The organism is Dactylosporangium sp. NPDC000244 (genome assembly GCF_040300725.1).
Lineage (GTDB): Bacteria > Actinomycetota > Actinomycetes > Mycobacteriales > Micromonosporaceae > Dactylosporangium.
Genome location: NZ_JBEPEH010000004.1, coordinates 133,714 through 150,641, shown reverse-complemented (window position 1 = coordinate 150,641; position 16,928 = coordinate 133,714). Strand labels below are relative to the sequence as shown.

Annotated in this window: 14 protein-coding genes; 12 read left to right on the top strand and 2 right to left on the bottom strand. The window is 73.7% G+C overall.

Going from position 1 to position 16,928, the window contains the following annotated elements:
• Positions 1-23 precede the first annotated feature (23 nt).
• The 10 genes from ABT369_RS07315 (at position 24) to ABT369_RS07270 (ending at position 9,875) form a co-directional block, all read left to right on the top strand.
• Positions 24-2,069: a methyl-accepting chemotaxis protein gene (locus ABT369_RS07315; RefSeq protein ID WP_350610833.1), complete on the top strand. Its 2,046-nt coding sequence runs from the start codon at positions 24-26 to the stop codon at positions 2,067-2,069.
• A gap of 49 nt (positions 2,070-2,118) precedes the next feature.
• Positions 2,119-2,490 (top strand): hydroxyphenylacetyl-CoA thioesterase PaaI, encoded by a 372-nt coding sequence (paaI, locus tag ABT369_RS07310; protein ID WP_350610832.1) that lies wholly within the window; start codon positions 2,119-2,121, stop codon positions 2,488-2,490.
• A complete protein-coding gene (locus ABT369_RS07305) occupies positions 2,487-3,458 on the top strand; it encodes an ATP-grasp domain-containing protein (protein ID WP_350610831.1) in 972 nt (323 codons plus the stop codon). The genes paaI and ABT369_RS07305 overlap by 4 nt, the downstream gene beginning before the upstream one ends.
• Positions 3,451-4,674: an AMP-binding protein gene (locus tag ABT369_RS07300; RefSeq protein ID WP_350610830.1), complete on the top strand. Its 1,224-nt coding sequence runs from the start codon at positions 3,451-3,453 to the stop codon at positions 4,672-4,674. Before ABT369_RS07305 ends, ABT369_RS07300 begins: the two co-directional genes overlap by 8 nt.
• Positions 4,671-5,924 carry an MFS transporter gene (locus ABT369_RS07295; protein WP_350610829.1) on the top strand — a complete coding sequence of 418 codons (1,254 nt, stop codon included), beginning with the start codon at positions 4,671-4,673 and terminating at the stop codon, positions 5,922-5,924. The genes ABT369_RS07300 and ABT369_RS07295 overlap by 4 nt, the downstream gene beginning before the upstream one ends.
• Positions 5,917-6,705, top strand: coding sequence for an SDR family NAD(P)-dependent oxidoreductase (locus ABT369_RS07290; protein ID WP_350610828.1), 789 nt, complete (start codon positions 5,917-5,919; stop codon positions 6,703-6,705). Before ABT369_RS07295 ends, ABT369_RS07290 begins: the two co-directional genes overlap by 8 nt.
• 62 nt (positions 6,706-6,767) lie before the next feature.
• Positions 6,768-7,805, top strand: a complete 1,038-nt coding sequence (locus ABT369_RS07285) for a pectinesterase family protein (RefSeq protein ID WP_350610827.1) — start codon at positions 6,768-6,770, stop codon at positions 7,803-7,805.
• Between the two features lie 49 nt (positions 7,806-7,854).
• Entirely contained in the window at positions 7,855-8,331 is a 477-nt protein-coding gene (locus ABT369_RS07280) for a GNAT family N-acetyltransferase (protein ID WP_350610826.1), read from the top strand.
• Positions 8,332-8,388: 57 nt separating this feature from the next.
• Entirely contained in the window at positions 8,389-9,264 is an 876-nt protein-coding gene (locus tag ABT369_RS07275) for an NAD(P)H-binding protein (RefSeq protein WP_350610825.1), read from the top strand.
• 47 nt (positions 9,265-9,311) lie between these two features.
• Positions 9,312-9,875: an aspartyl/asparaginyl beta-hydroxylase domain-containing protein gene (locus ABT369_RS07270; RefSeq protein WP_350610824.1), complete on the top strand. Its 564-nt coding sequence runs from the start codon at positions 9,312-9,314 to the stop codon at positions 9,873-9,875.
• Here the strand turns inward: ABT369_RS07270 and ABT369_RS07265 are convergent.
• Positions 9,872-13,516, bottom strand: a complete 3,645-nt coding sequence (locus ABT369_RS07265) for a SpoIIE family protein phosphatase (protein ID WP_350610823.1) — start codon at positions 13,514-13,516, stop codon at positions 9,872-9,874. The two genes, ABT369_RS07270 and ABT369_RS07265, sit on opposite strands and share 4 nt — an antisense overlap.
• A gap of 57 nt (positions 13,517-13,573) precedes the next feature.
• On the opposite strand from ABT369_RS07265, the gene ABT369_RS07260 reads away from it, so the two are divergent.
• On the top strand, positions 13,574-15,193 hold the full coding sequence (locus ABT369_RS07260) for an AMP-binding protein (protein WP_350610822.1): 1,620 nt from the start codon (positions 13,574-13,576) through the stop codon (positions 15,191-15,193).
• A gap of 135 nt (positions 15,194-15,328) precedes the next feature.
• Positions 15,329-15,988, top strand: coding sequence for a GntR family transcriptional regulator (locus ABT369_RS07255; protein ID WP_350610821.1), 660 nt, complete (start codon positions 15,329-15,331; stop codon positions 15,986-15,988).
• A 116-nt stretch (positions 15,989-16,104) separates the two neighbouring features.
• Here the strand turns inward: ABT369_RS07255 and ABT369_RS07250 are convergent, their stop codons facing one another.
• Positions 16,105-16,908, bottom strand: a complete 804-nt coding sequence (locus tag ABT369_RS07250) for a DUF2127 domain-containing protein (protein WP_350610820.1) — start codon at positions 16,906-16,908, stop codon at positions 16,105-16,107.
• Between the last annotated feature and the right edge of the window lie 20 nt (positions 16,909-16,928).

Below are 16,928 nucleotides of genomic sequence, written 5' to 3'. Positions count from 1 at the left end.
GCCGCCGTGCCGAACAGCACGGTGTGGGTCTCGACGGACGACGGCTGACCCGCCGCCTGCTGCCGGCCGCCGCTGCGCTCGCCGGCCTGGTGGCGGCGTTCCTGGTGATGCAGATGATCACTACGAACGCGTTCGAGCGGCTGGAGTCGAGCCAGGTGGCGCAGGACGCCGACCGGATCCGCATCGGCCTGGACGCCCAGGCCCAGCTGCTGACCGCGTTCGGCGCCGCGAACGCCGTCTGGGACAACACCTTCCAGGAGATCCAGACCTCGGACTCGGCCGGCTTCACCGCCGACCTGCCGCCGAACACCCAGCTCGACGTCAACGACATCGACGGGCTGCTCGGCGTCGGCCTCGACGGCACCCCGCGCGTCGGCGGCCTGACCAGCGCCGCCGAGACCTTTGTCCAGCCGCCGCCGCAGCTGCGCGACCCGGCCGTGCTGCGCACGCTCTTCGACCCGGCCAAGAAGGCCGGCGAGTCGCTGTGCGGGATCGTGACGGCCGACGCGCCGTACCTCTTCTGCGGCGTCGGCTCGTTCCCCAGCAGCGGCGAGGGCGCCCCGGCCGGCGGCATGGTCATGCTCAAGCGCCTCGACGCCGAGCGGGTCGCCCGCTTCGCCGCGGCCATCAACCTGCCCCTGACCCTGGTCGCCGAGCCCCACCCGGACGCCCAGGCCCAGCCCCGGCTCACCAGCCAGCTCGGCGCCGTCGCCATCGGCACCGTGGTCACCGGCTCCCATCACATCGCAATGGACGCCACGATCGCCACCGCCAACGGCGGCCGGGTCGTGCTCGAGGTCGTCGCCGCCCGCCCGATCCACGCCGCCGCCAGCCGCACGGCCGTGCAGCTGTTCGTGTTCGTCGCCGCCGCGACCGTCGTGCTCGTCCTGGTGATGCTGTGGTCCGTGCGGGCCGCGCTGCGCCGGCGGGTCGGGCCGCTGCGGCGCACCACCGAGGAGATCATCCGCTCCGGCGACAAGCTCCTGCGGGTGCGCCCCGAGGGCACCGACGACATCGCCGAGCTCGGCCGGGCCATCGACGCGATGCTCGACGCCATGCACGAGCAGGAGGCGCACCTGCAACAGGAGCGGGCCGCCAAGGAGGCCCAGCTGATGACCACGAACGTGCGCCAGCAGCTGGCCGAGCGGACGGTCCGGCGCCGGGCGGGCGAGGTCATCGACGACACCAGCGGCGCCGTGCTGGTCGAGCTGCGCAACGTCATGGAGCAGGCCGACGAGGTGATGGGCGCCGCCGACGCGATCGAGCGGCAGGCGGGCACCGCCGACCGGGTCACCCGCGGCGTCGTCGAGCGCGCCAACGACGCCGGCGGGGTCATCGAGGCCGTGACCGCCAGCCTCGGCCGGGTCGACGGCATCGCGAACCTCATCGCCGGCGTCGCCGGGCAGACCAACCTGCTCGCCCTCAACGCCACCATCGAGGCGGCCCGGGCCGGGGAGGCCGGCCGGGGCTTCAGCGTCGTGGCCGGCGAGGTGAAGGGCCTGGCGTCGAAGACGAAGGACTCCACCACCGAGATCACCGAGACCGTCTCGGCGCTCGGCGCCGACACCACCGCCATGTCCGCCGTCATCACCGACATGAGCCAGGGCGTCAACGCCGTCGGCGACGTCACCGCCGAGCTCAGCTCCGTCGCCGTGCGGCAGCGCGCCTCGGTCGAGCGGCTGGTCGGCAGCGTCCGCGAGGCGGTCGCCCGCATCGAGGCCCTCGCCCAGGTCACCGACCGGCTCGAGCGCCGCCGCCACAGCCGCGCCGCGGTCGAGGGCAAGGTGACCGTGGTGCACCACGGCCGCCCCATCGAGGCCGACCTGCTCGACCTGTCGGTCAGCGGCCTGCGCTGCGGCTTCCACGACGGCCTGCGCCCGCCGCTGGCCGCCGAGCTCGACCTGCGCCTGCGCCTCGGCGACGAGGAGCTGCGGCTGCGGGGCCGCGCCGTGCGGCACATCGACGCCGACGCCGACGAGCTCGGCGTGGAGTTCGTCGACCCCGACCCGCACCTCGTGGCCCGCATCAGCGACTACATCCGCACGCTGATCGGCCCCGGCGGGATCTGAGCACCGCTTTCGCAGCGGATTTGCAGCGCCTTCTGCCAGCCTGCCTGGCATGACCAGAGGCATCGAGGTCGACAACGGCATCGAGGTCGACGACGTCGGTCCCGGCCGGGCCAAGGCCCGGATGCGGGTCACCGACGCCATGTCCAACCTGCACGGGATCGCGCACGGCGGCTACCTGTTCCTGCTCGCCGACACCGCGTTCGCCCACGCCTGCAACCAGGGCCGCGTGGCGCTCGCGCAGGCCGCGCAGATCACCTTCCTGCGACCGGTGCCGATCGGCGCCGAGCTGGTCGCCGAGGCCGTCGAGCGCGCGATGACGGGCGCCTGCGGGGTGTACGACGTCACGGTCCGCCACGGCGGCGAAGTCGTCGCCGAGTTCCGCGGCCAGAGCGCGACGGTGAGGACGAGGGGAGCCCGATGAGCGAGACGCTGCAACGGATCTGCTGGGTGTTTCCGGACCGGGAGTCGGCCCGGCAGGGCGCCATGTGGCGGCGCGTCTTCTGGGACGCCTACCAGAAGGTCGCCGCGGAGCTGGGGATGTCGTTCACGATCCACGCGCCGGACGCGATCGCGGTCGACGGGCTGGACCCCGCCCGGCCCCGCGTGTTCGTCGACGGCGAGCTGGTGGACCCGGACGAGACCGCCTTCATCACGGCGCTGTACTCGCTGCCGTACCACACCATGGACGTGTTCAACCAGTACGCCGTCTACGCGGTGCTGGAGCACGCCGGCTTCTACCTGCCGATCCCGCCGTGGCTGTCGGCGGTCGTCAACGACAAGCTCGCCACGAACCTGTTCCTGGCCGGCGCGCCGATCCCGCCCATCCCCACCGTGCGCATCGGCTGCGGCCGCGACATCCAGCAGCGGCTCTACGAGCCGGCGCTGGCGGACCTGACCTACCCGGCGATCGTCAAGCCGGCCGGGTGGGCGTCGGGCTGGGGCGTCAACCTGGCCCGCGGCGAGGAGGACGTGCGCGGGCTGCTCAGCCTCGCCCAGGGCGGCGAGACGACGCTCGTGGCCCAGCCCTACCTCGGGGCGGGCACCACCGACTACCGCCTCTACGTCGTCGAGGGCCGTGTGCAGGCCGTGCTGGCCCGGATCCCGCAGGGCGACGCCCCCTGCTCCAGCGGCAGCCGCGGCGGCAGCATGCGCTTCGTGGACCTGCCGGACGAGCTGGCGTCCACTGTGGACTGGTTCGTGGCGAGGATCCCGACGCCGTACTTCTGCGTCGACTTCCTCCACGACGGCACCCGCTACTGGCTGTCGGAGATCGAGACCGACGGCGCGGCCGGCAACCCCGACGCCGGTGTCCAGCACGACCTCATCGCCGCCCGGTTCGGTGCGTACCGCCGGGCGCACGCCGCCTGGAGGGAAGCCCGCCATGCCTGAGTTCACCCACGACACCCTCGACGCCGACGGGGTCGCCCGGGTCCGGCACCTGTTCGCCGCGCTGCGCTCGATGCCGGGGCTGGCCGCCCGCTACGACGGCGTCGCCGAACCCTCCACATTGGAGGATCTGGCCGCCGTACCGCACATGTTCAAGGACGACCTGCAGGCCGCGCTCGCGCACCTCGAGCCCCGCGCCGAGCACGCCACCACGTGGGTGTTCCAGAGCGGCGGCAGCACCGGCGCGCCCCAGGTCGGCTACGCCCCGACGGGCCTCTACATGCGGGAGGTGTACGAGCAGTGGCAGCCGATCGGCCCCGGTGACGTCTTCGTCAACGGCTGGAGCGCGGGCAAGATGTGGGGCGCGCACTTCCTCGTCAACGCCTTCACCGACCACGTGCACTGCACCGCGATGAACCTGGGCGCGATGAGCCGCGACGAGTACGACCCGTGGCTGCGCTTCTTCGCCGCGCGCCGGGTCACCGCGTTCGGCGGCACCCCGAGCGTGCTGCGGCTCATCTTCGGCCACGCCCGCGACGCCGGGGTCAAGCTGCCGGACCTGCGCGCCGTGCTCTACCTCGGCGAGGCCTGGAACGAGCAGCTGGACGAGGACCTGGCCGCCGTCGCGCCCAACGCCCGCCGGTGGGGGATGTTCGGCAGCACCGAGACGTGGGTCGTGGGCACCAACACGCCGGACTGCCCGGCCGACACCTGGCACCCGCTGCCCTCGCAGCTCGTCTGCGCCGGCGACGACGAGATGCTCGACTTCACCACGCTCAACCCCGCGGGGCTCAACCCGGTGCTGCGCTACCGCACCGGCGACGCCGGCCGCATGGTCGCCTGCCCGTGCGGCCGGGAGGGGCGGGCCTTCCAGGTGCTCGGCCGCCGCGACGGGCTCATCAAGTTCCGCGGGCACCTCGTCAACGTCGACGACCTGGTCCGCGACGTCGGCACCGTGGCGGGCGTCGCGCGGGCCCAGCTGGTCGTCAAGGAGTTCACCGACCGCGGCAGCGTGCTGGAGGTGCTGGTGCTGCCGAACGGAAGGCCGGAGGCCGGCCTCGCCGAGGACGTCCGCGGACACCTGCTCGGCTCGGCGTTCGGCCCGTCCATCGTGTTCCAGCGCAACGCCGACGCGCTCGAGGTGAGCGTGGTCGAGGCCCTCGTGGGCAACGAGCGCACCGGCAAGGTCCCCAACCTCGTGCGCCGCCCGGCCTCATGACCACGGTCGCGCCGAAGACCGGGCGCTCGCTCGGCCGCCAGTTCAACCTGCTGTGGGCCGGGCAGACGGTGAGCAACGCCGGCGACCGCGTCACCCTGTTCGTGGTGCCGGCGCTGCTCATCTTCGCCATGCACGCCTCGCCGCTGCAGGTCGGGCTCGTCTCCACGGCGCAGTACCTGGCCATCCCGGTGCTGAGCCTCGTCGCCGGGGTGCTGGTGGACCGGTGGGACCTGCGCCGCCTGCTCATCGTGTGCGACCTGCTGCGCTGCGCCGCGGTCGCGGTCATCCCGATCGCCTACTGGCAAGGCGTGCTGTCGGTGCCGATGCTCTTCGTGTGCGTCGTGGTCATCAGCGCGGCCACGGTGTTCTTCAACATCGGCTACGTGCCCGCCCTCACCCACCTCGTCGAGCGGGACCGGCTCGTCACCGGCAACGCGCGGCTGGAGACGAGCCGGATGACCGCCGAGGTCAGCGGGCCGGCCCTCGGCAGCGGCCTCTACCAGCTCCTCGGCGCCGCCTCGCTGCTCGTCGACGCGGCCACCTACCTGTTCTCGGCCGCCTGCATCCGCCGGCTGCGCCCCCTCGGCGCCCTCGGCGGCCCGACCGGCTCGCTGCGGGAGCGCCTGCTCGTCGGGGTCCGGGCCAACTGGCGCGATCCCGTGCTGCGCCGCTGCACCGCGGGGACGCTGCTGGCCAACATCGGCGGGCCGGTCTTCGTCACGCAGCTGCCCGTGCTGGCGTACAGCGGCTGGGGCATGAGCGTCGGCGTCTTCGGCACCGTCATGACCGTCGGCGCGGCCGGGGCCGTGGCCGGTGCGCTGGTCGCCCCCGCGGTCAGCCGCCGGGCCGGGCCGGCCCGGATGATGGCCTGGGCGATGCCGCTGCACTCGGCCTGCGGCCTGGGCATCCTCGCCATGGGGTTCGGCCCGCCCGCGGTGGTGCTCGGGGCCACGCTCGCCGCGTACATGTTCTTCTTCGCCTGGTACAACATCTGCTCCCAATCGGTGCGCCAGGCCCGCATGCCGATCGCCGACCAGGCCGTCATCTACGCCGCCTACCGCACCGTCACCTGGGGCGTCATCCCGCTCAGCGCGTTCGCCGGCGGTCTCGTCGTCACCGCGCTCGCGCACTCGATGGACATCCGGGCCGCGGTCACCGCCACGATGCTCGGCGGCACCGTGATCGGGCTGTCCGCGTTCCTGCCCCTGGCCCCGGTGCAGCCGATGCTGGAGGAGGGATCCCGTGCCTGACGTCCTCGTCACCGGCGCCTCGACCGGCATCGGCCGGGCCACCGCGCTCGCCCTCGCCGCGGCCGGCTGGACCGTCCACGCCGGCATGCGCGAGCCGGTCGAGCTGCCCGGCACCCGGGTCGTGCCGCTCGACGTCACCGACCAGTCCTCGGTCGACGCCTGCCTCGGCGCCCTGGACCGGCTCGACGCGGTCGTGAACAACGCCGGGGTCTCCGGCACGCCCGGGACCCTGGAGCAGGCGTCGCTGGAGGCCGTGCGGGCCGTGCTGGAGGTGAACCTCTTCGGCGTGCTCGCGGTCACGAAGGCGGCGCTGCCGCTGCTGCGCGCGAGCCGGGGGCGGGTGGTGACCGTCGGCAGCGTCCGGGGCGCGATCGGCCAGCCGTTCAACGAGGCGTACTCCGCGGCGAAGTTCGCCGTCGAGGGCTACCTCGAGGCCCTGGCGCCGACGGCCGCCGCGGCCGGGGTGACGGTGTGCGTGGTCGAGCCGGCCGCGGTGCTCGGCACGGCGTTCGTCAAGCCGGTCCCGGTGCGGGTCGAGCCGCCCTACGCGGAAGCTTTCACGGCGTACCGGCGCTTCGTGGCCTCCGGCGCGGTCGAGGGCGCCCAGACCCCGGCCGAGGTCGCCGCGGTCATCGTGGACGCGCTCACCGCCGCCGACCCGCCGTTTCGCATCCCGACGAGCGCCTACGCCCGCGACTACCTGGCCCGCAAGCTCGGCGACGTCGACGGCCGCGGGGTGCAGGCGATGACCTGCAACTGGCTGCAACAAGGTTGTCATTGACCGCGGTCGTGGTCCGTGCCTAGGGTGGCTTAGGAAAGCGCATTCCTAGGGAGGTTCGGCTCATGCGTCGCAGATCCGTCCTGCTCGCGGGCGCGCTGGCGGGCATCGCGGGCGCCACCGCGACGGCCCGCTCGGCGTCGGCCTGGCCCGGCCCGCACATCACCGTCGCCGCCGACGGCAGCGGGGACGTGAGCACCGTCCAGGCCGCCGTGGACGCGGTGCCCGCCGGGAACACCGGGCCGTTCACGGTGAAGATCCGGCCCGGGACGTACCACGGCCAGGTCGTCATCCCCGCGGACAAGCCCTTCATCACCTTCCGCGGCCAGGGCCCCGACCCGAGCGCCGTCGTCATCAGCGACGACCGCGCCAACGGCACCCTCAAGCCGGACGGGACGCCCTGGGGCACCTCGGGCAGCGCCTCGGTCACCATCTCCGGCAGCGACTTCTCCGCCCGCAACCTCACGTTCGCCAACACCTTCGACGAGGCCGCGCACCCGGAGATCGCCAACCGCCAGGCGGTCGCGGTGCTGACCCGCGCCGACCGGATCGTCTTCGACAACGTCCGGTTCCTGGCCAACCAGGACACGCTCTACCTCAACAGCCCCGACGCCGCGGTGGTGAGCCGCGTCTACCTGCGCAAGTGCTGGATCGAGGGCGATGTCGACTTCATCTTCGGCCGGGCCACCGCCGTGCTCGACCGCTGCGGCATCCACTCCCTCGACCGCGGCTCGGCCACGAACAACGGCTACGTCACCGCCGCGAGCACGTCGCTGTCGAACCCGCACGGCTTCCTGCTCACCGGGTGCCGGCTCACCTCCGACTGCCCGCCCGGCAGCGTGTTCCTGGGCCGGCCGTGGCACCCGAGCAACGACCCGAACGCGGTCGCGGAGGTGACGATCCGCGACTCGGTGCTCGGCGCGCACATCGGCGCCGCGCCGTGGTCGGACTTCGGCACCTGGCCGTGGCGCGACGCCCGCTACGGCGAGTACCACAATCGCGGTCCGGGTGCCCTGCTGGGTGCTGACCGCCCGCAACTGACCGTTGCGCCCACGATCGCCGACTACCTCTCGGGTGCGGACGGCTGGGATCCGGTCCGCTGATCCGGATTTGGCCCTCGGGCCGGGACGGTGGCGGCGGTACGGTCACCCCGTGAGCGAACGCGAACGCGACGGATACCTGCTGACCACCGACCCCGCCCGCGTCGACCGGGCGGTCGTGCACCGCTGGCTCTGCGAGGACTCGTACTGGGCCGCCGGCCGGGCCTTCGACGTGGTCTCCCGCTCGATCGACGGCTCGGTGCCCTTCACCGTCCTGCACGAAGGCCGCCAGGTCGCCTTCGCCCGCGCGGTCACCGACGGCGCCACGTTCGCCTGGATCTGCGACGTGTACGTCGACCCGGCGTACCGCGGCCGCGGGCTGGGCGTCTGGCTCGTGGACAGCATGGTCGACGAGTTCACCGCGGCCGGCGTGCTGCGGCTCCTGCTGGCCACGCGCGACGCCCACGAGGTGTACCGGCGCAGCGGCTTCGAGCCGGTGGCGGGCCCCCAGCGGTTCATGGAGCTGGACCGCCGCCCGACCCGGGCCGCCATCCTCGCCCACCTCGGCGAGGGTTCGCCCCAGGCGTAGCACCGCCGGTCGCATGCACGGGCGGTTGAAGCGCGCCGCGCTGGGTAGCCGCCGCCGGTGAACCTCGTCCTGGTCGCCGGGGTCGGCGACGTCGGCCGCGCGGTGCTCGCCGACCTGAGCGCCGCCGGCGTGCCCGTGCGCGGCCTGCTGCACCGCCCCGCCCCGGCGGACTTCGACGCCGTGGTCGGGGACCTCACCCGGCCCGAGTCGGTCGCCGAGGCCCTCGACGGGGCGGACGGGATGTTCTTCTCGATGCCGGTCTCGCCCGACCACCTGCTCGCGACGGCGGTCGTGGCGAGCGTGGCCCGCGACCGGGGCGGCCTTCGCGCGCTCGTCGGCCTGTCGCAGATGACGGTGTCGCAGATGACCGCGACGAGCACCGACCAGTCGCGCCAGCAGCGGCTGCACTGGCTCGCCGAGCGCGTCCTGGACTGGTCGGGGCTGCCGGTGGTACACCTGCGCCCGACCGCGTTCCTGGACAACCCGCTGTTCATGACGCTCGCGGCCGCCTCGATCCGGGCGCGCGGCACGCTCGAGCTGCCGTTCGGCACGGGCCGCACCTCCCCGATCGCCGTGGCCGACGTCGCCCGGGTCGCGGCCGCGATCCTGCGCGACCCGGCCCCGCACATCGGCCGCGTCTACGAGCTGACCGGTCCCCACGTGCTGTCGATGCCGGAGGTGGCGGCGGCGTTCTCCCGCGCGCTGGGCCGCGAGATCACCTACGTGGCCGCGGACCCGGACCGCTGGGAGGCCGAGGTCCTGGCGCCGTCGGGGCTGCCGGCGCACACCCGGGAGCACATCGCCACCATGGCGCGGCTGCACCGCGAGGACCGCTACGACCGCCTGACGACGGACGTGGCCCGGCTGACGGGCTCGCCCCCGATGACGGTCGAGTCCTTCGTCGCGGCCCGTCGCGGGCTCTACGCGCCCTGAGAACCGGCGGCCCCTCGCGGCGGCGGCGCGGTGCCACACTGACCGTCATGTTCGTCGACGAGGGGCCGTACCCGTTCCTGGCGGAGCTGCGCGCGGCGTGGCGGGACATCCGCGACGAGTGCGCGGCGCTCGGCGAGGACGCGTTCGAGCCGTGGGTGCAGCGCGAGATGTACGGGCAGGGCTGGAGCACGTCCGCCCTCGTCGCCTTCGGCACGCGGATCGAGGACGCCCTCGCCCGCTGCCCGCGCACGGCCGCCGCGCTCGAGCGCGTGCCGGGGCTCACCACCGCCGGGTTCTCGCGGCTGGTGCCCGGCACCCACATCCGGCCGCACGAGGGCTGGGTCACCACCGTCTACCGGGCGCACCTCGGGCTCGTCGTGCCGCCCGGCGAGTGCGGGCTGCGCGTCGGCGGGGAGACCCGGGCCTGGCGCGAGGGCGAGACGTTCGTGTTCGACGACACCGCCGAGCACGAGGCCTGGAACTACGCCGAGGGGCCGCGGACCGTGCTGCTGTTCGACTTCCTGCGCCCGGGCCGCACCATGGACGAGGTGGACGAGATGCCGCCCGAGGTCGCGGCGGCCCTGCGCCGTCGGGTTTCCCAGGGCGGCTAGATCGAGCGCATGCACCACACGGCCTTGCCGTCGGACGTCGGTCTGGTGCCCCAGCGATCGCACAGCGACGCCACGAGCTGCAGGCCGCGGCCGTGCTCGTCGTCCGGGGTGGGGCGCTGCTTGCGCGGCAGGTAGGGCGCCGTGTCGTGCAGCTCCAGCACCACGTGCGTCTGGGTGCGGCGCAGCCGCAGCTGGATCGGCGGGCGGCCGTGCAGGACCGCGTTCGCGGCCAGCTCGCTCACGACCAGGACCAGGTCGTCGACGACCCGCGGCGGCGCGTCCCAGCGGCGCAGCGTCGAGTCGACCAGGCGCCGGGCGTCGCGGACTGCGCGCTCGTGGGCCGGGATGTGCCGGATCACCGACTGCTCCTCGCCCGGCTCGCCGACGATCCGGGTCATGAGCAGCGCGATGTCGTCGTCGGGGCCGTCCGGCAGCAGCCGGCTCACGAGCCGGTCGGGGGCGTCGGCGAGCGGGCCGTCGAGCTCGCCGACGAGCGCGGCCAGGGCGAAGATGCCCGCGTCGAGGTCGCGGTCGCGGTGCTCGACCAGGCCGTCGGTGTAGAGCGTGAGCAGCGCCCCGACCGGCAGCTCCAGGCGCTCCTCGGTGAGGGTCAGCGGGCCGGTGCCGAGCGGGGGACCGGACGAGGTCAGCGGGCGCGGCGCCGCCCCGGGCAGGAGCAGCAGCGGGGGCAGGTGGCCGGCGTTGGCGTAGGTCAGGCTGCGCTCGCCCGGGTCGTAGACGGCGTAGACACAGGTGACGATCTGGTCCTCGCGCAGGTCCCGCACGACCCCGTCGAGGTACTCCAGCACGTCCGCCGGCGGCAGGTCGAGCCGGGCGTAGGCGCGGACCGCGGCGCGCAGCTGGCCCATGACGGCGGCGGCGGGCACGCCCCGGCCCATCACGTCGCCCATCACCAGGGCGGTCCGGTCGGCGCCGAGCTCGATGACGTCGTACCAGTCCCCGCCGACCTGCGTCCCGGCGACGCCCGGGCGGTAGTAGGCCGCGAGTTCCAGGTGCTCGGGGGCCAGGGTCACCGGCGGCAGGAGGCTGCGCTGGAGCTGGTCGGCGATGCGGTGCTCGCGGGCCGCGGCCTCCTGCGCGGCGGCCGCGGCGGCGACGGCCCGCTCGGCCTTGCGCTGCTCGGTGATGTCCTGGTTGGAGCCGCGCAGCCGGATCGGGTGCCCGGCGGCGTCGCGGTCGAGCTCGCCTCGGGTGCGGAAGATGCGCTCGGTGCCGTCGCCCATCTGCACCCGCGACTCGTAGTCCAGCGGCGCGCCCTCGACGGCGGCCTCGATCGCCTCGTCGACCCGCGCGCGGTCGTCGGGGTGCACCCGCCCGTTGATGAGCTGCCGCCCGTGCTCGTCGAGCAGCTCCTCGGGGGTGACCGCGAACTGGCGCAGGAACTCGTCGGAGCCGCGGATGTCGCCGGTGGCCAGGTCCAGCTCCCACGAGCCGACGGCGGCCAGGCGCTGGGCCTGGTCCAGCAGCTCCCGGTTGCGCTGCAGCTCGTCGCGGGTGCGGCGGATGCGGTCGTACTCCAGGTTGGCCCGCACCCGCGCCCGCAGCTCCCGCGGGCTGAACGGCTTGACGAGGTAGTCGTCGGCGCCGGCGTCGAGGCCCTCGACGGTGGCCTCGTCCCCGGCCCGGGCCGAGAGCACGATCACCGGCAGGTGCCCGGGGCCGCCCGCGCGCACGGCCTCGATGAGGCCGAACCCGTCGAGGCCGGGCATCATCACGTCGGTGAGCACGAGATCGGGCGGGTCGGCGCGCACGAGCTGCAGCGCCTGCACCCCGTCGCCCGCCTCCAGCACCTGGTAGTCGGCGCCGAGGATGCGGCGGATGTAGTCGCGCATGTCCGCGTTGTCGTCGACCACGAGCACGCGGGACGCGGCCGGGTCGGGGCTCGCGGGCGGGGCGGTCGCGGGGGCGCCGACCCAGCGCTCGACGTCCGCGACGTAGCCGTGGACCGCCGGTACCGGTGAGATCTGCGACGGCAGCGCCGGGCCGGACCCGACGGGGATGCGGACCGTGAAGGTCGAGCCCTCGCCGGGCCGGCTGCGTACGCCGGCCGCGCCGCCGTGCAACGCGGCCAGCTCGGCGACCAGCGCGAGCCCGATCCCGGAGCCCTCGTGCGTGCGGGCCCGGGCCCCCGGCACCCGGTGGAAGCGCTCGAAGAGCCGGGCCTGGTGGGCGGGGTCGATGCCGACGCCGGTGTCGGTGACGGCCAGCTCCACGTGCTCGTCCCCGGCCGGGGCGAGCCGGACCGTGACGCCGCCGGTGAAGGTGTACTTCACCGCGTTCGACAGCAGGTTGAGCACGATCTTGGCCCACATGTCGCGGTCGGCGAAGACGGTCCGCGGCAGCGGCGGGCAGTCGACCTCCAGGCGCAGCCCGGCCCGCTCGGCGGCGGGCGCGAACATGCCGGCCAGCTCCGCGGTGAGCCGGGCCAGGTCCAGCGCCTCGCGGTGCGGCTCGAGCCGCCCGGACTCCAGCTGCGAGAAGTCCAGCAGCGTGTTGACGAGCCTCAGCAGCCGCTCGGCGTTGCGCCGCACCACCTCGACCCGGCCCCGCTGGCCCGGCGGCAGCGGCTCGGCCTGGTCGGCGAGGGCGTCGTCGGCCGGGCCCAGCAGCAGGGTCAGCGGCGTGCGGAACTCGTGGCTGACGTTGGTGAAGAACGCGGTCTTGGCCCGGTCGAGCTCGGCGAGGGCCTCGGCGCGGCCGCGCTCGGACGCGAACGCGCGGGCGGTGCCCAGGCGGGCCGCGATCGCCCCGGCGGCGAGGTCGACGAAGCCCGCGTAGGCGGCGTCGAACGGCCGGTACCGGTTGAGGCCCGCGACCAGAAAGCCCAGCGGCCGCCCGCCATCCGGCCGGGGCAGCGGCACGATCCGCGCCGCGGCCGGCGGCTCGTCCCACGTGCCGGCGGGCAGCCCGTCCAGCCCGCCGGCGGTGACCGGGCCCGCGTCCGCCCCCGGCCACATCGCGGGGTCGGTGCAGGGGTGGCCGTCGGGGACGCCGGTCTTCGCGGCGAGCACGGGGTGGTCGCCGTCGTGGAGGTACAGCAGCGTGAAGGGCAGATCGTCGGGCCGCCCGGACAGGCCGCGCTCGACGGCCGCGAGCAGCTGCGCCTCGCCCGCCGCCGCGTCGAGCCCGGCGCCGAGGTCGCGCAGGGTGGCCATGCGCCGCTCGGCGACGACCCGCTCGGTGGTCTCGGTGCCCACGCACAGCATCCCGGCGACGGCCCCGTCGTCGTCGGTGAGCGGGCTGTAGGAGAAGGTGTGGTAGGTCTCCTCGGTGAAGCCGCTGCGCCCGAGCAGCAGCCGCAGCCCCTCGTCCCAGGTGGCCCGGCCGGTCTCCAGCACGGTCCGGATGCGCGGGCCGGCCTCGTCCCAGACCTCGGCCCACACCTCGCGCGCCGGCCGCCCGAGCGCCCACGGGTACTTCTTGCCGAGCGTGTCGCGCCGGTAGGCGTCGTTGCACAGGAAGGTGAGCTCCGGCCCCCACGCCATCCACATCGCGAAGCGCGAGCCGAGCATGATGCGCAGCGCGGAGCGCAGGCTCGCCGGCCACGACTCGGGCGGCCCGAGCGGAGTCGCGGCCCAGTCCACCGCCGCCAGGTCGCGGCTGAGCTCCGTATCGCCCATCCTCTTCAGCTTAGGTTCCCCGGTGCTTTTTGCGCATGGTGGTGGCATCGTCGGCGCATGACACTGTTGTCGTACTCCGTCGGGGCCGCCGACGGGCCGATGCTGGGCGAGACCATCGGCGCCAACCTCGACCGGACCGCCGCCCGCGTGCCCGGTGCCGACGCCCTCGTCGACGTCCCCACCGGCCGGCGCTGGACCTACCGCGAGTTCCTCGCCGAGGTCGAGGCGGTGGCGCGGGGGCTGCTCGCGCGCGGGATCGCCAAGGGCGACCGGGTCGGCATCTGGGCGCCCAACTGTCCCGAGTGGACGATCCTGCAGTACGCCACCGCCAAGATCGGCGCGATCCTGGTGAACATCAACCCGGCGTACCGCACGCACGAGCTCGCCTACGTGCTCGAGCAGTCGGGCGTGGGCCTGCTGGTCTCGGCCGAGCGCCTGAAGACCTCGGACTACCGCGCGATGGTCACCGAGGTGCGCCCCGCCCTCGCCGACGTGATCTTCATCGGCTCCGGCGACTGGGCCGCGCTCGGCCGGGACCAGGCGCCCGAGTCCGCGCTGCGGGAGCGGGAGGCGACCCTGGCCTTCGACGACCCGATCAACATCCAGTACACCTCGGGCACGACGGGCTTCCCGAAGGGCGCCACGCTGTCGCACCACAACATCCTGAACAACGGCTACTTCGTGGCCGAGACGCAGGGCTGGACGGAGGCCGACCGGGTCTGCCTGCCGGTGCCGTTCTACCACTGCTTCGGCATGGTGATGGGCAACCTCGGCGCGACCACGCACGGCAGCTGCATGGTCATCCCGGCGCGGGCCTTCGATCCGGCGCAGACCCTGGCCGCGGTCCAGCAGGAGCGCTGCACGGTCCTCTACGGCGTGCCGACGATGTTCATCGCCGAGCTGGCGCTGCCCGGCTTCGCCGCCTACGACCTCTCGACGCTGCGCACCGGCGTCATGGCCGGCTCGCCGTGCCCGGTGCACGTGATGCAGCGGGTCATCGCCGACATGGGCATGACCGGGGTGACGATCTGCTACGGCATGACCGAGACCTCCCCGGTGTCGACCCAGACGGCCCGCGACGACGACCTGGAGCGGCGCGTGTCGACCGTCGGGCGGGTCGGGCCGCACCTCGAGGTCAAGATCATCGACCCGCAGACCGGGCTGGTGGTGCCGCGGGGCGAGGCGGGGGAGCTGTGCACGCGGGGGTACAGCGTGATGCTGGGCTACTGGAACCAGCCCGACGCCACCGCCGAGGCCGTGGACGCGGCCCGGTGGATGCACACCGGCGACCTGGCGACGATGGACGAGGAGGGCTACGTCAACATCGTCGGGCGCATCAAGGACCTCGTGATCCGCGGGGGCGAGAACGTGTACCCGCGCGAGGTCGAGGAGTTCCTCTACGGCCATCCGGACATCGTCGACGTGCAGGTGATCGGCGTGCCGGACGAGCGGTTCGGCGAGGAGCTGATGGCCTGGGTGCGCCTGCGCGAGGGGGCCGGGCCGCTGACCGCCGAGGCCGTGCGGGCCTACTGCGCCGGGCGGCTCGCGCACTACAAGATTCCGCGGTACGTCAAGATCGTCGATGCGTTCCCGATGACCGTCACGGGCAAGGTCCGCAAGGTCGAGATGCGCGAGGTGTCCGCCCGGGAGCTGGGCCTTACGATGACTGCCTCGTGATCCTGATCGAGCGCCGTCGGCGGTCCGGCCGCCCCCGTTCTCCGGCCGGACCGCAGACGGCGCACATCGATCATATACGATTATCGTATATGATCGATACCCCGTCGGGCCCCTGTCAAGAGTGGGAAGTGGCGCGTGGTGCACCCGGAGCCGTCCAAGCACGAGCTCGCGTACCGCGAGATTCGCGAGCGCATCATCGACGGCCGGCTCGGCCCGGGCCGGCGGCTGGTGCTCAGCACCCTGGCGCGGGAGCTCGACATCTCCCCGGTGCCGGTGCGCGAGGCGATCCGCCGCCTGGAGGCGGAGGGCCTGGTGGCGTTCGAGCGCAACGTGGGCGCGCGGGTGGCGACGCTGCAGGACGACGAGTGGGAGCAGCTCGTCGAGATGCTGGCGCTGCTGGACGGGTTCGCGTTCGCGGCCGCGGCGCCGCGGGTGTCGCCGGAGGACCTGGCCGAGGCGCGCGCGTTCAACGGGCAGCTGCGCGAGGTGGCCTCGGCCGGGCAGCTCGACCACGCGCTGGTGATGGCGCTGCATCGCCGGTTCCATCGGGCGCTGTACCGCTGCTGCGGCAACCGGTACGTGATCGAGTCCCTGGACGGGATCTGGGACCGTATCGACGCGTCGCGGGTGCTGGTGACGCTGTACCCGGCGCTGCGGGTGGCGGCGGCGGTCGAGGAGCACGACGAGCTGCTGGAGCGGCTGGAGCGGGGCGAGGACGACTCGGCGGTCCTGGAGTCGTGCGCGCGCGAGCACAACCTCAACGCGATCCGCACGATCCGGAAGAACGTCACCTGAGCCGGCGAGTCATGCGGCGCGGACAATAAGAAGACCGGCATCCACGGGGGAAGATGCCGGTCTCGCTCTCAACTATACGACTCGTGTGCGTGTCCCGCCAGTGGCAGTTTGTTCGCCTACCGGACGCCTACGGGTGCCTTGGGGATGCGCAGGCCCTTCGGCAGCGTGGGCTCGTTCGCGGCGAGCTCGACCTCGAGGAAGCTGGTCTCGTGCCGCTCGGCCTCGTGGGCCGCCTTGCCGCCGCGCAGCCCGAAGAGGCGCTTGGACAGCAGGATGTACAGCACCGCGACGATGTTGATGACGAGCGCCCCGACGCGGGTGAACGTGATCTTCTCGGTGAGCTCGTAGATCTCGATGGGCAGGCCGAGGGAGGTGGCGACGACGGCGAAGTACTCGCCCCAGCGCTTGAGCATCCACAGGCCGACGCCCTCGATGAGCTGGAGCGTGCCGTAGAGGCCGAGCCCGGCCGCGACCCACAGGAGGGTCTTGGCCTCGGCCTCGATGACGGTCCGGATGGTGTGGATCATCGCGGAGTCCTCGAACTTCCAGCCGACCTTGTCCATGAACGGCTTGAGCAGCGGCAGGTCCTCGTTGAAGGCCCGCTCGACGCCGTCGCGGTGGCTGCGGAAGTGGAACACGCCGTAGGCGGCGGCGAGGCAGAGCAGGCCCTTGATGAACCGCTCGAGGGAGAGCAGGCGCAGGATCAGCGCGTCGCGCAAGGCCCGCCCGCGCAGCACGATGGGGGCGCGCTCGGCCGGTCCGCTCTGGTGCGGCTCGCCGATGACGAAGTCACCGCAGCGCAGGCACCGCCAGGCGGGGCCGACCGGGGTGGGGGTGTGCAGCTTCTCCCGGAACGAGTCCTCGGTCGGGGCGTAGGTGATGTGCCCGCGGCGCGCGCAGGTGCGCAGGTTCCAATCCACACGACCTTCTATACCGCACG